The sequence below is a fragment of the Amphritea atlantica genome, assembly GCF_018860855.1.
GTDB classification, from domain to species: Bacteria; Pseudomonadota; Gammaproteobacteria; order Pseudomonadales; family Balneatricaceae; genus Amphritea; species Amphritea atlantica_A.
The window spans coordinates 189,251-203,688 of sequence record NZ_JAHKQE010000019.1; the positions used below are offsets into that span (position 1 = coordinate 189,251).

At 47.3% G+C, this 14,438-nt stretch carries 13 protein-coding genes and 1 tRNA gene; 9 read left to right on the forward strand and 5 right to left on the reverse strand.

What is annotated here, in order from left to right; all coding sequences use genetic code 11:
- Positions 1-28: 28 nt before the first annotated feature.
- Positions 29-2,293 carry a class 1a ribonucleoside-diphosphate reductase subunit alpha gene (gene nrdA, locus KO512_RS08030; RefSeq protein ID WP_215951812.1) on the reverse strand — a complete coding sequence of 755 codons (2,265 nt, stop codon included), beginning with the start codon at positions 2,291-2,293 and terminating at the stop codon, positions 29-31.
- A 433-nt stretch (positions 2,294-2,726) separates the two neighbouring features.
- On the opposite strand from nrdA, the gene KO512_RS08035 reads away from it, so the two are divergent.
- The 5 genes from KO512_RS08035 (at position 2,727) to KO512_RS08055 (ending at position 5,976) form a co-directional block, all read left to right on the forward strand.
- A tRNA-Tyr gene (locus tag KO512_RS08035) sits at positions 2,727-2,810 on the forward strand.
- 1,091 nt (positions 2,811-3,901) lie between these two features.
- Complete coding sequence (locus KO512_RS08040; RefSeq protein WP_215951813.1) at positions 3,902-4,144, forward strand: TIGR02647 family protein; 243 nt, start codon at positions 3,902-3,904, stop codon at positions 4,142-4,144.
- A gap of 61 nt (positions 4,145-4,205) precedes the next feature.
- Positions 4,206-4,817 carry a putative 2OG-Fe(II) oxygenase gene (locus tag KO512_RS08045; protein ID WP_252734909.1) on the forward strand — a complete coding sequence of 204 codons (612 nt, stop codon included), beginning with the start codon at positions 4,206-4,208 and terminating at the stop codon, positions 4,815-4,817.
- A gap of 185 nt (positions 4,818-5,002) precedes the next feature.
- On the forward strand, positions 5,003-5,512 hold the full coding sequence (locus tag KO512_RS08050; protein ID WP_215951815.1) for a disulfide bond formation protein B: 510 nt from the start codon (positions 5,003-5,005) through the stop codon (positions 5,510-5,512).
- Between the two features lie 260 nt (positions 5,513-5,772).
- Complete coding sequence (locus tag KO512_RS08055) at positions 5,773-5,976, forward strand: DUF2788 domain-containing protein (RefSeq protein WP_215951816.1); 204 nt, start codon at positions 5,773-5,775, stop codon at positions 5,974-5,976.
- A 67-nt stretch (positions 5,977-6,043) separates the two neighbouring features.
- Here the strand turns inward: KO512_RS08055 and KO512_RS08060 are convergent, their stop codons facing one another.
- Positions 6,044-6,538 (reverse strand): HugZ family protein, encoded by a 495-nt coding sequence (locus tag KO512_RS08060; protein ID WP_215951817.1) that lies wholly within the window; start codon positions 6,536-6,538, stop codon positions 6,044-6,046.
- A gap of 113 nt (positions 6,539-6,651) precedes the next feature.
- On the opposite strand from KO512_RS08060, the gene kdsA reads away from it, so the two are divergent.
- The 3 genes from kdsA (at position 6,652) to KO512_RS08075 (ending at position 11,066) form a co-directional block, all read left to right on the forward strand.
- Positions 6,652-7,497: a 3-deoxy-8-phosphooctulonate synthase gene (gene kdsA / locus KO512_RS08065; RefSeq protein WP_215951818.1), complete on the forward strand. Its 846-nt coding sequence runs from the start codon at positions 6,652-6,654 to the stop codon at positions 7,495-7,497.
- Positions 7,498-7,651: 154 nt separating this feature from the next.
- Positions 7,652-9,640 carry an SUMF1/EgtB/PvdO family nonheme iron enzyme gene (locus tag KO512_RS08070; RefSeq protein WP_215951819.1) on the forward strand — a complete coding sequence of 663 codons (1,989 nt, stop codon included), beginning with the start codon at positions 7,652-7,654 and terminating at the stop codon, positions 9,638-9,640.
- 4 nt (positions 9,641-9,644) lie between these two features.
- Positions 9,645-11,066 (forward strand): DUF4139 domain-containing protein, encoded by a 1,422-nt coding sequence (locus tag KO512_RS08075; protein ID WP_215951820.1) that lies wholly within the window; start codon positions 9,645-9,647, stop codon positions 11,064-11,066.
- Between the two features lie 76 nt (positions 11,067-11,142).
- Here KO512_RS08075 and KO512_RS08080 read toward each other — a convergent pair whose 3' ends face one another.
- A complete protein-coding gene (locus KO512_RS08080) occupies positions 11,143-11,616 on the reverse strand; it encodes a tetratricopeptide repeat protein (protein WP_215951821.1) in 474 nt (157 codons plus the stop codon).
- A 383-nt stretch (positions 11,617-11,999) separates the two neighbouring features.
- On the opposite strand from KO512_RS08080, the gene cysK reads away from it, so the two are divergent.
- A complete protein-coding gene (gene cysK / locus KO512_RS08085; protein ID WP_215951822.1) occupies positions 12,000-12,968 on the forward strand; it encodes a cysteine synthase A in 969 nt (322 codons plus the stop codon).
- A 93-nt stretch (positions 12,969-13,061) separates the two neighbouring features.
- On the opposite strand, the gene KO512_RS08090 is transcribed toward cysK, so the two are convergent.
- Both KO512_RS08090 and KO512_RS08095 read right to left on the reverse strand, forming a co-directional pair.
- On the reverse strand, positions 13,062-13,259 hold the full coding sequence (locus KO512_RS08090; protein ID WP_215951823.1) for a hypothetical protein: 198 nt from the start codon (positions 13,257-13,259) through the stop codon (positions 13,062-13,064).
- Between the two features lie 195 nt (positions 13,260-13,454).
- Positions 13,455-14,378 (reverse strand): Dyp-type peroxidase, encoded by a 924-nt coding sequence (locus tag KO512_RS08095; RefSeq protein ID WP_215951824.1) that lies wholly within the window; start codon positions 14,376-14,378, stop codon positions 13,455-13,457.
- Positions 14,379-14,438: the final 60 nt, after the last annotated feature.

Below are 14,438 nucleotides of genomic sequence, written 5' to 3' on the forward strand. Positions count from 1 at the left end.
ATCCATTAAAGCTGAGTGATGCAAGCTGTTATAGCTTGCAAGCGCCGCTCTCACAACCACTCATATCATCATGCTGGTCGGTCGCACCATCGCGGGTGTTATGGTAATAAAGGGTTTTAACCCCATACTTATAGGCGGTCAGCAAATCTTGCAGCAGCTTCTTCATCGGCACTTTTTCGCCAGGGAATTTAGCTGGATCATAATTGGTATTCGCCGAGATAGACTGATCGACAAACTTCTGCATAATCCCCACCAGCTGTAGATAGCCTTCGTTATTTGGAATCTGCCACAGAAGCTCATAATCGTCTTTCAGCTCAGCATAATCAGGCACAACCTGTTTCATTACACCATCTTTACTGGCCTTAACACTCACATAACCGCGCGGAGGTTCAATACCGTTGGTTGAGTTAGTGATCTGTGAAGAGGTTTCGCAGGGCATCAGGGCTGTCAATGTACTGTTGCGCAGGCCAAACTCGCGGATATCTTCACGCAGCGTTTCCCAGAAGTAGTGCAACGGTTCATCACAAAACTCATCCACTTCCCGCTTATAGGTGTCAGTAGGCAGAATCCCTTTGGCGTAATTAGTCTCATGGAATAATTTACAAGGCCCCTGCTCTTTCGCCAGCTGATTAGATGCTTTTAGCAAATAATACTGCACGGCCTCAAAGGTTTTATGTACGAGGCCATTTGCCGAGCCATCGGAATAACGCACACCGTTTTTAGCGAGGTAGTAGGCAAAGTTTGTTACCCCAACCCCGAGTGTGCGGCGATTCATCGAGGCAATCTTCGCGGCTTTAATCGGGTAGTCCTGATAATCCAGCAGGCTATCCAGTGCACGTACAATCAGATCCGCTAAGTTTTCCAGCTCGTCTAAGTTATCCAGTGCCCCGAGGTTAAAGGCAGACAGTGTACACAGGGCGATCTCGCCCTCTGGGTCATTAATATCGTTTAGTGGCTTCGTTGGCAACGCAATCTCAAGACAGAGGTTAGACTGCTTAACGGGCGCAACCTTGGCATCGAAGGGACTGTGTGTATTACAGTGATCGACGTTCTGAATATAGATACGGCCAGTAGAAGCACGCTCTGAAGCCAGAATACCAAACAGCTCAACGGCTTTAATGGTCTTCTTACGAATAGATTCATCCTGTTCATATTTCAGATAGAGACGCTCAAATTCATCTTGATCAGCGAAGAACGCATCATATAGCCCTGGTACTTCATGGGGGCTGAACAGGGTAATATCGCCACCTTTGATCAAACGGGTGTACATCAGCTTATTCAGCTGCACACCATAATCCAGATGACGCACTCGGTTCTCTTCTACACCGCGGTTGTTTTTCAATACCAACAAGGATTCAACTTCAAGATGCCAAAGCGGGTAAAACAGCGTTGCCGCACCACCACGAACGCCACCCTGTGAACAGGATTTTACTGCGGTTTGGAAATACTTATAAAACGGAATACAACCGGTATGGAATGCTTCGCCGCCACGGATAGGGCTACCTAGCGCACGAATACGACCGGCGTTGATACCGATACCAGCCCGCTGGCTAACATACTTAACAATCGCACTGGCGGTGGCATTAATCGAATCCAACGAATCACCCGATTCAATCAGCACGCAAGAGCTAAATTGACGGGTCGGTGTCCGTACCCCTGCCATAATCGGTGTTGGCAGAGACAACTTAAATAGAGAGCAGGCATCATAGAAACGACGCACATATTCTAAACGAGTATCTTTCGGGTAGTTGGCAAACAAGCAGGCCGCCACCAGCATATAAAGAATCTGCGGACTCTCATAAATCTCGTGGGTCACTCGATTCTGAACCAGATACTTGCCTTCCAGCTGCTTAACAGCAACATAGCTGAAGTTCATATCCCGGCTATGATCGAGGTATTCGTTCAGCAGGTTAAACTCTTCTTCGCTGTAATCTTCAATCAGGTGCTTATCATAACGACCCGCATCCACCATCTTTGTGACATGAGCCAACAGATGGGGTGGTTCAAAGCTATCAAAAGCGCGTTTACGCAAATGGAAAATAGCCAATCGAGCGGACAGATACTGATAGTCCGGCGCATCTTCAGAAATCAGATCTGCCGCTGACTTAATCAGCGTCTCATGGATATCGGCGGTTTTAATGCCGTCATAAAACTGAATGTGGGCTTTGAGTTCTACTTGTGAAACTGAGACATTCTGAAGACCATGGGCGGCCCAGATAACGACTCGGTGAATTTTTTCAAGGTCCAGCTTTTCCTGTCGACCATCCCGCTTCGTTACCAATATGTCTTGCATTTCGCGTTCCCAAATATGAAAAAATAAGGTTTCTTCACTGAACCTTTCCAGCGGCGGAGTTCTAATAAAGAATGTAGTAAAGATATCGAGTTGAGCGATGTACCCAACACGGCGTCAAAGGCTTGTGTTGACACGGCCACTGTCACACTACATGTAGTGCGCACCTAAATAACAGCCACTAAATATAGTGATAAACAACAAAATTACAACTCTTGATTTTGGCCTTTTATGGGTGTAGTCGCTCCCTAAAAACAGGCCAAAAGCCCGTGCCATCGGCATTGTAGAAAATAGCCCAAAAATAAGAAAAATTTTAATTAAAAACGGCAAGTTGATTAATTCTAATAATGACAGAAAAGACCTTAGCTAATCTGAAAAAGAATCATCTTTTCGCTTTACAGCAGCCCCGCAAATCAATAGTATACGCGCTCTCTGTGGTGGGGTTCCCGAGTGGCCAAAGGGATCAGACTGTAAATCTGACGCGCGAGCTTCGGTGGTTCGAATCCACCCCCCACCACCAGTTATTTAAACAATCAAGCCTCGTTAATAGCGAGGCTTTTTTGTGCCTGTCGCTTACGATCTAATTAGTGAGTGGGGGATGGATGAGCACCGCCGACGTGGTTCGAGCCGAAGTGAGCTTGCGAACGAAGACAACGTTGCACGCTCTTTGTGCAACGGCCCGAAGGGGAATAATCCACCCACCACCAGTTATTTAAACAATCAAGCCTCGTTAATAGCGGGGCTTTTTTGTGCCTGTCGCTTACGATCTAATTAGTGAGTGGGGGATGGATGAGCACCGCCGACGTGATTCGAGTCGAAGTGAGCTTGCGAACGAAGATAACGTTGCGTGCTCTTTGCGCAACGGCCCGAAGGGGAATAATCCACCCACCACCAGTTATTTAAACAATCAAGCCTCGTTAATAGCGGGGCTTTTTTGTGCCTGTCGCTTACGATCTAATTAGTGAGTGGGGGATGGATGAGCACCGCCGACGTGGTTCGAGCCGAAGCGAGCTTGCGAACGCAGACAACGTTGCGCGCTCTTTGCGCAACGGCCCGACGAAGGGGTATCATCCACCCACCACTATCTTATTAAGAATGAACTAGCCTCGTTAATAGCGGGGCTTTTTTATGTCTGCGATTATGAGAATTAGGGGTGGTTGAGAGTCGAACGCAGTGAGACAACATTGACGCTAGCGGCAATGGCCCTGCAAGGGTGAGCCCTGTTCAGCGAATAACCGCCGATGTGGTTCGAGACGAAGTGAGCTTGCGAACGAAGACAATGTTGAGCGCTCTTTGCGCAACGGCAATCCACCCAGACGACCTGCCGTCTTCATACCTTCTTTCGCTCTCAAGTCTTGCCCCGTTTTTTCGCCGGGCGTTGTTGTTTTGATCCTTGTGAGACACAACCGCCTGAAGGGGAGACTCGTGGCTTTTCGTTCGATACAGCACAACCCGACTACAACAGAACTTACCGCCACTAAAGAGGCCGTATCTCTCCTCAAAAGAACACTCCAAATCAATAACTATCAGATTAATTAGCGCTTCCTCTGTACCTCATCGTTATCCTGTGCCAATGTGTGGGAAAAATGTAATAGCACGGAGATTTACATAATGCCTTACACTAACGAGATTATGGAAGAGATCAACATGCTCATTCGCTTTAGTCAAAGCAGTGATCATCAAGGACTTAAGGTACATCAAGATGTTGCTGCACAAGCACTGGTTGATGCCACTCAGCGCCTGTTTGATAAAAAACTCATCACCCTGTTTGATGGCGGCTACCTCACCCCTCTCGGCCACGAAGCGGCAGACCATGCCCACGCTTTAATGAACATTCTCAACACGACGGAATAAGATTCTCACTATGCAGCAACCGGACGTCCTTATAGAAGATATCAGTGTCTGGGAAACTCAGATGTTCACTGTGCAAAATCCATTACACAGTGACATCAGAGACCCCCTGCTAAAACTTATCTATACATTGCGGGATAGCCAGCATCAGGCGATCGAGAGCGATGTTGCTCCCACCGCCAAACACGCTCTCTATGAAAGCACCTTGGACCTATTACAGCGTCCAGAACCGGTTATTTCAGAACTGCGCGAGTTTATTGAAGCGATGTTGGTGACGGTTGCCAGCGCCGTTAACGAACCGTTTTGGCCGGAAGGCGCCCAAGCTAGGGCAGATATTGTCGAATCTTGGTTTCATATTACTGAAAACGGTGGTTATCACGACACCCATGCACACCCTAACTGCTCTTGGTGTGGCATCTACTATATTGATGCCGGCGAGTGCGACATCCATAGCCGCAATGGTATCAACCGCTTTTATGATCCACGCCATGGGGCAGATCAGTATCTTGATGCCGGCACCTCTTACCTGAACGGCACTGGAAGCTGGGATTTCTCAGCGGTTGAAGGTCAGGTGGTAATATTCCCCTCCTACTTGAAACATGCCGCTATGCCCTATTTTGGACAGAAAGATCGCGTCGTTATCGCCTTTAATAGTCAGATTCATTTTCAGGAGTAAATAGCCGCGGCATTCCTGATAAAACCAACGGGCGACAAACACTTATTTATACCGGCGATCTCAACTGGTGCTATTGATTCAGTCTGACCTAGCGGTAAGATTAAAGCACTAGCTGAACTTCTTTAGTTTTCAGGAATCAGATCAGCCACGACTCACCATTAATCGTTTAACAACAGGATTGTTCAATGTTCAACGCCCTCTGCTATTTTGTGCGCAGCCAATGGTATTGGCTAGCGATGATTGTTGCCGGTGTCATCATGGAAGCGGTAGCGCTCTATTATCAATATGGCCTAAATTATGGCCCCTGCGTGCTCTGTATTCATATCCGTATATGGGTGATGGCCTTTATTCTACTAGGCATACTAGGGCTGCTAGGCCATAAAAGCCGCCCTATCAGCCTCTTCATTAGCCTGCTAACGGTTATTGCCGCAATAGGACTGACAGAACGCTCTTGGCTAACGTTTGCGATTGAGCGCCATTTAACTGAAGGTAGCTGCAGCATGGGATCTGGCCTGCCGGATTGGTTCGCACTGGACAAATGGTTTCCTGCCGTTTTTGAGCCTTGGGAACTATGCGGCTGGACACCCGAGTTGCTGTTTGGCATTACGATGGCTGAAGCGCTGATGGTCGTTGGACCGGCGGCGATTATTATCACCCTGTTTACAACCTATGCTTTATACAAAAAAGAAAAGTAAGCGGTAGCGGCTCGAATAAGTTTAAGAAACCCACGCCGACAAACTGTCAGCGTGGGCCCTAACTTGAACCAACGCTACAGTTAAATACGCTCTAGCATTTATATCTTTATCCCTTTTATCTTTAGTCTACCCAACACCCCATAAGCTTATACCTAAGATATCCGGTAAAATTGGGGATTTTTTCTACGAATATAATTGCACAGGTCCTGCCTCAATCGGTAAAATCGAGGTCCGTTTCCATTCATCAGAAGGATTACAACGTGCGCTTGGCAGAAATTGAAGCAATATCTCTCAACGTCGGCATCACGGTCTTTGCCGCTTACATATTTTTTATCATCTATGATCTCGCCAAAAAATCGAATGCCGGCAAGTTTGGCACCATCGTACTGTTCTTCGCATTAGGCCTTGGGCTGGCGGCTTTTTTGGTCAAAACCGTCGTTATTTACATGATGGAAGGCGGATAAGTAATCCGTAACTGAAAGTAGCATAACGCTGCACAGTTACCCATTTAGGCTACCACACTCTTTCGCACTACTTAGCCGTAATAGGCTGCAGATGAAAACCGGGCATCTGGAGTGTGAAAGCCCGACCAAAGCCGATGACTAGTCGCCCTTGCAGGGGTGTTAAACGAAATAGCATAAAGTCAGGTAAGCTGCGCAACAGATCAACGGTAGCCCCATGTTTTTGTCGGTATAACGTCATCCTTGCCTCATACTCAGACGAATCAGCGTCGACCACTTCAGCAGTACACTGTAACGTTATTCGGTTTCTGGCAAACTGATTTCGACTAGTTGCTTCATCTTCAATCAACATAACCCCAACCGCTGACGAGCGAATCACATTCGCCGTATGACCGGCCAACTGACTTATGTAGATATACAGCGCACCCTGCGAAAAAACAAAAGGCGCATAGCTAGCTTCAGGTCCAGACTCGCCCGATGTTGCTAACTGCAGGGTCTGACTCGATTCAAGTAAACAGTCCAATAACGTCAACGCCTCATCATCGACCTGTGGTGTGTCAGACATACCGACCTCCCGTGGCAGTTTTTTTTTAAACCAACAGCCTATAAATATACCCTACATCTGAAAAGATTAACGTATAATCAACCCCGTATAAAAAACTGACAGGATTTGTAAATATGCAACAGAAAGTGGTTAAAGCCGGGAATATTTCAATCTCAAACGAGATGCCAATGGTGCTGTTTGGCGGCATGAATGTGCTGGAATCAAGAGACCTAGCAATGCAGATCGCAGAGCATTATGTTGAAGTCACTAACCGACTCAACATCCCTTATGTGTTTAAAGCCTCTTTCGACAAAGCTAACCGCTCATCGCTGACCTCTTTTCGCGGACCAGGCTTAGATGAAGGCTTGAAAATTCTGCAAGAGATCAAAGAGACCTTTAACGTCCCACTGATCACCGATGTTCACGAACCCTATCAGGCCGCCCCCGTAGCCGAAGTCTGCGATATTATTCAACTACCCGCTTTTCTCTCCCGTCAAACCGACCTAGTCCAAGCCATGGCAGAAACCGGCGCGGTGATTAATATCAAAAAGGCCCAGTTCCTCGCCCCACAAGAGATGCGCCATATTCTCAACAAGTGCGAAGAAGCGGGTAACAGTAATCTGATACTGTGTGAACGCGGGAGCAGTTTTGGTTACAACAACCTTGTGGTTGATATGCTCGGCTTCTCCATTATGAAAGAGATGGGTTATCCCATTATGTTTGATGCTACCCACGCACTACAGATGCCCGGCGGACGAAGTGATTCAGCCGATGGCCGTCGTGCGCTGGTCGCTCAACTATCAAGAGCGGGTCTGGCTCAAGGCATTGCGGGACTCTTTCTCGAAGCTCACCCCGATCCAACTAAAGCAAAATGTGATGGGCCCTGCGCACTACCATTAGACAAGCTAGAACCCTATCTCGCCCAGATGAAAGCGGTCGATGAATTAATTAAAAGCTTCCCTCCGCTGATCACTGAGTAAGCGATTATTCCGCCCCATCAGGGCTGCTCAGCCAGCAATATCTCCGGTGTCCGACCCGATACCGGAGATTAAATCGCTATGATGCTTAACTCTTTGTTAGTCATACTCTATTATCGAATAAAACCGCAAGGATTCTCGATTACGGGTGTATGCGATGACGACTTCACAAGAACCGATTTACGACGGACTCAAACCGGATCAAATTATTGGCCCGGATCATCATCAGTTCAAACTCACAAGCCTGTTACAACCTAACCGGTTTGGCCAGCTCTGGTATGCAGAAGACCTATCGACGAGCCGACAGGTACCTGTGACGCTACAGATATTTGAGCCCTCGCTGCTCAAATACCAAGGATTTATTGATTCGGCACAAAAACATATCGTTCTCAGCAAAAAGTTCAAACACCCTCATTTAGCAGAATATTACGGCATGTTTCGGCATAAAGGGGTGCTGCTGTTTTTTGCCATGGAACTGATGGATGGCCTAACGCTGGATAAGCTGATCAATAGTGGCCAAATCAGCAAGCTCAAAGACAATCAAAAGAAAGGCCTGTTACAGCAACTAGCAACGGCCACTGATAATGCCCACGCCGGAGCTGGACAGGCACACAAAGCCATCTGTCCGGAATCAATCTATATCAACAAACAAGGCGGGGTAAAACTGGCCAACTTTGCCTTTGATGAAGCCATGAGAACCACCGGCGAAATGAGCAATACGCCGTCTTCGCATTTAGCCTATCAGGCGCCCGAGTCATTTCATCCTGCACCCGTAACGATGCAAGCCGATATTTACTCTTTTGCTTGTATTGCCTATCAACTGCTCAGTGGTAAAGCCCCCTTTTTGGTAACAGATGATGAATCCACTCGAGTGCGTAAAGAGCTAAAAAAGCCGGCGTCTCTCAATGCTGAACAATGGGCGTTACTTCAATCCGGCTTCGCTACCGATCCTGAAGAACGTCCTCATCAAGCCTGTACGCTACTCAAGCAAATGTTCGATGCGGAGGATAAACCAAGCCCACAAGCTGACGAAGAGATTCCAGAACCTCTGCTTGCACCCGAAGACGGCCAAGGCCGTCGGTGGCGCCTACCCATGACTCGTTGGATAAAATCAGCACTGATCTTTGGTTTTGGCTTTTTGCTGGGTTTTAGTATTGCCTTCGCTATCGGTCTCCAAAACACCAACGAGGTTGAACTGGCTCTGAGTCAGACCCAAGCAGCGCTACAAAAAGTTCAAACCGATATCGCCGACCTGCAAACAACACTGCGACTAGAACGTGAGCAACGCACACTTGAAACCGACGCGCTGCAGTCAGAACTGAACCATAAAATAGATGAAGTTAACACGCTGCACAAAGACCTCCTCAATGCGAAATTTGCCGACCCGGATAAGTTAACCGTTTTTACCGATCAGCTCGATGATGGCTTTAAAGGTCCGCAAATGATCATTATGCCCCGTGGTCTTTTTACCATGGGGGATCAAAAACTCGTCGGCGATGATAACGAACTACCCGCACATCAGGTCACCATCAGTCACCGTTTTGCGCTATCACGTAATGAAGTCACCTTTAACGACTATGATTACTATGCTCGCTCAATGGGCCGCCCCCTACCCGATGATGAGGGCTGGGGCCGTGGCAATCGCCCTGTCATTAATGTCAGTTGGAAAGATGCCAAAGCCTATGTGCAATGGTTAGCGCTACTAACGGGACAACCCTATCGTCTACCAACAGAGGCTGAATGGGAGTATGCCGCCCGTGCCGGTACCGACACGAATTACTGGTGGGGCGATCAACTCGAACCCCAACGGGCCGTCTGCGGTGAATGTGGTACCGAGTGGGACGGCAAAAAAACCGCACCGGTTGCATCCTTTCCGCCTAATTCATGGGGCATTCATGATATGAACGGTAATGTCGATGAATGGGTTGAGGACTGCTATCAAGACTCCTATTTTGGCGCACCGAATGATGGCTCGGCTATGATCGATGGCGATTGTGATTTTCGGGTGATGCGCGGCGGCTCTTGGTTCGATATCGGTAGAGTCATCCGTTCATCGAGTCGCTATCGCTATCTGCCGGACAGCAGCAAAAACAGCTGGGGATTCCGTATAGCACTCGACCTATCCGACAAAATCGCTGAGGAATAAATTAATGTTTAAACCCCTAACACTCGCCCCCCTAGGATTAATCGCCACGTTGGGCCTAGCGACAGTCACTGCGAGCACGCACATTTATGCCGCCCCCTTGGCTGTCGATGCAGAGAAACAGCAGGATCTATCCATCACCCTGTATAATCAAAACCTTGGACTGGTCAGAGATGTTCGTGCACTACCGCGTATTAATCCGGGCCAGACCCTCTACATTCAAGATGTTAGCCATCAGATTATGAGCCAAACCCTGCAGGTCGAAAATGCGGGTAAGATCCTAGAACAAAACCTCAATAATAATCTGATCTCTGTGCCCGCACTGCTTAATGCCTATAGCGGCAAGATCATTCAACTAGCACGTTTTAACAGTGTGACTGGCAGCGAGACAATCACTGAAGCACGCTTACTCAGATCTGACGGTAACCAAGCGCTGATCGAAAAAGATGGCCATATCGAAACGTTACCGGTTAATCAGCAAGGCTGGCGTTTTATCTTCCCCGCACTGCCTGAAGGAATGCAGGCTAGCCCTAGCTTAGAAATCCGTTCGGCTGGCACCAGTAAAGCGAGTGATGCCGTGCTGACCTACCTGACACAAGGGCTCAGTTGGCAAATGGATTATGCCTTGGTACTTAATAGTGCTGGCGACCAGCTTGAACTCGATGGTCTCGCCACCCTCAACAACCATACCGGGGTCGATTTTCGCGATGCCAAGGTATTGTTGATGGCCGGTCAAGTCAATCAGACTCAGGCTCCGATGATACGTCAAAAAACCATGGCGCTGATGGCTGAATCCATGGCGGATAATGGCGCACCTCAAGCCTTTCAAGATTATCAACTATACACCCTGCCACAACGGGCCAGTTTATTGAACGGCCAAACCAAACAGGTCAGTTTGATCAGTGCCGACAAGGTGAGTGCGACAAAAAGTTACCATTATCAGTTTCAAGTATCACCTTCAATGGATCGCCAAACTTACGCACAGAAACCGGAGATACAGATCAGCTTTAGTAATACAAAAAAAGAGGGGCTAGGCTTCCCACTGCCCGCCGGTACGGCCAGAGTCTTCAGCCCAGATAATGATGGCATCCGACACTTTATTGGTAGTGCCAGCATACGCAATAGCAGCCAAGGGCAGGATGTTAATCTGCCGATCGGTAAAGCATTCGATCTAACGATTAAACAACAGCAAACACTGTTTGAAAAAACCTACGATAGCTTCCTGACGGGCTACCAACTGGAACTCAGCAACAGTAGTGATCAGGCTAAACAGATTGAGATCACCGCCAACTTCCATAACAACTGGAAAGTCACCGACAGCAACCAACCCTATAACCGAGTCAACGCTAGCCAACTACGTTGGCAGATCGACGTCCCAGCTGATGGGCAGACATCTCTCATATTCAAAACCGAACTAAAGAAACCCTGATTCATCATCAAAGCCTGCGGCTTATCCGGCTAACCGTCGGATAAGCCAACCAATAGATCAAGCCTAAACGAGATACTTAAACATTTTCGGCCTCTAATTTCGCTAACCAACTCGCTGCGTCAGCGCCTGACTGAGCCTGTTCAAGCTCACCGTTAGTGCAGATATCTACCATCCGTTTAATCGCCAGTATATGGCCACTCTCAGCCGCCTGACGATAATATTTCACCGCTTTGACAGGATCGGCCGGATAGGTCGAATAACCCTCTTCAAACACCTTTCCTAACTGATAGGCCGCTTTGCTATCACCTTTATCAGCAGCCCGTTCAAGATAGATCAGCCCCTGTATCCGATTCGTCATCCCCTCGCCTCGAAAAAATAACAGGTGACCATACACCGATAGAGCACGCACACTGCCATAATCGGCAGCATAGCGAAACAGCTTCATTACGAGCTGGTGCTTAGCACGGGAGCCCTTCATAAATGAGAGATGAAACAGGCGGAAAGCAATCCAGCCAAGTAGTGGGGCAATCAGTGTCATCAACAAACGCATCTAAATACCTTCAGCGATAAAAGATAAAACGACACCATATCAGAATTCGCTAATATTTAAACCGATAAAACTTAAGGCTTTATCGCTCAACACTATTCGTTTCACCTGCTTATAGGCCGCCAACCAAACAATTCATCCACTGATAAAATAAAACCACTATCGATCAATAGCTCGATTCAATAGGCTTAACATCCATGTATTGTTCTACTTGATATAAGTAAGTTATTGCGTTTAAATCAATGCCAGTTTAGATATAGAAAATCATTTTTTTATATCTTAAAGGAATAAGTTTAAATAGCTTAGTTTCCTCTTTTAAGTACGGTCGGCAGGCGTCTACTTACAAACGCTTTAGCGGCCGGTTTTTAGTCGTTACTGGTACCCATATGAAAATCTTTGAAGATAATTCCCTGACGATCGGTGAAACCCCACTGGTCCACCTAAACCGTTTAGCTCCAGGTAAAAAAATCTACGCAAAAGTGGAAAGCCGTAATCCTGCCGGCTCAATTAAATGCCGCATTGGTGCCAACATGATCTGGGCAGCCGAGAAAAATGGTTCGCTCAAACCAGGTATGACACTGGTCGAGCCAACCTCCGGCAATACCGGCATCGCTTTGGCTTTTGTTGCTGCGTCTCGTGGATATCAACTAACGCTGACCATGCCCTCTTCCATGAGCATTGAAAGACGTAAATTGATGAAAGCACTGGGGGCCGATATTGTACTGACTGAACCGGCTAAGGGGATGAAAGGTGCTATCGATAAAGCTCAGGAAATTGTCAGCAGCAACCCAGCTCAACACCTGATGTTGCAACAGTTTGAAAACCCAGCTAATCCACAGATCCATGAACAGACCACCGGCCCTGAGATCTGGAATGATACTGACGGTCAGGTCGATATTCTAGTCGCTGGCGTTGGCACAGGCGGAACCATTACCGGAATCTCCCGCTATATTAAACAGCAGCAGGGCAAAGCGATTACCAGTGTGGCAGTCGAACCCACCGCATCGCCCATTATTACTCAAGCGATTAACGGCGAAGAACTCAAGCCTGCACCCCATAAAATTCAGGGTATCGGCGCGGGCTTCGTACCTAAAAACCTTGATCTTTCACTCATTGATCAGGTTGAGCAGGTTAGCAACGAAGACGCTATCGAAACAGCACGTCAACTCATGCTGAAAGAGGGTATTCTGGCCGGTATCTCTTGCGGTGCAGCCCTAAGCGCCGCCATCAAGGTATCCGAGCAACCAGGTAATGAAGATAAAATGATCGTGGTTATTTTGCCAGACTCTGGCGAGCGTTACTTATCCACTGTCTTGTTTGAAGGCAGCTTCAGCGACAATGAAACCGTGCAGTAACTGAACATCTAATAAAAAACCGGGCCAAGCCCGGTTTTTTTTATGTTTATCTATTCGCTTAATTAACCCTTCGGTAGTAAAACAGTATCAACCTCAGGATGCCATTTTCCGAATCTCATCATGACTTGGAAAGGTCGCCAGATGATCGACAAAAACCTGACCATCACTAAGCTTCTTTACTGTATACCAACGCGCCTTTCGTTCATCACCTTCAAAATGCCCATCCACTTCAAAGTTTTCGCCATCAACACCGAGTACTGCAATTGTTTTTTGTATCGCCTCTTTTTGCATAGTTGGCTCCGTCTCTTATTTTGCACTTTACTTTTACAGCCTAATCACTGTGTTCATCTACGTGAACTACAACGACTAAACTACCGATTTAAGCTCCAGATCGTCTAGGATATCGCTATCCGATAAGTGTAGTCTATCCAGAATATTTGACAAACTTATGACACTTTTAAATCTGACCTTTTTAAATATAGGGACTCAAGCCAGTCTTTCCAACCATGCCACTGAAGGAGCAAAGAAAGCCTGACCAGTCAACGCCTGAGTATAATCTAGCAAATGATCATGATGACCCGCTTCATCTCCCATCACCATACTTTCGAGCATTTTTGTATAAGGCTCAGCCGAGCGACCATAAGCAATAAACATCAACCCTCTGCGGGTTAGATCACCATAGGGCATGCTATGACGTAAGATCTCAATAGAGTTACCTTCAGCGTCTTTCAAAGAGGTCCGTTTAGTATGTGCGAAAGCCGCTTTATCGGCACTTTCATACTCAATATTGTCTTCTTTCGTCCGACCGAAAATATCTTCTTGCTGCTTAACACTGATCTTATTCCAAGCCTCAAGATTATGTTCATAACGCTGCAAGTGAATATAACTACCACCGGCGAAGTCAGGATCTTCATCTCCCACCACTGCGACTTGAACTCGGTCATCACCTTCTGGGTTTTCCGTTCCATCGACGAAGCCAGTCATATCACGCATCTCAAAATAACGAAAACCATGCATCTCTTCGACCAGTGTTGCATCACCGCCCAAACGACGGGTTAACATGACACTGGCTTCATAGTTAAGATCATGTCGTTCAGAACGAATATGCAGTAACAGGTCAACCGGTGTGTGGGGAGCATTGACATTCCCGTGACTGAATACCGGAAACGCAGCAAGTTCAGCTGGCCGCTGCGCCGGACTTAATTGATCCCAATACTCACTACCAATGGCAACGGTGATATGAAAATCCGCCTCTGGATACTGCTGCCTAAACTGAGATTCAGTCGCCGGAATCTGTGCCAAGACCTCGCGTAAATGCATCACGGCATCGGCTGATCGAACCATATTAAGGGTAATAAATTGAGCGTCTGTGTTGGCCTCAGCAACAACACCTGACTGAAAGCGGGTCATAACAAACTCCATTGTGGATATAATTTTTCACCAGTATATGAATCTATTAGCGGAAAGTAA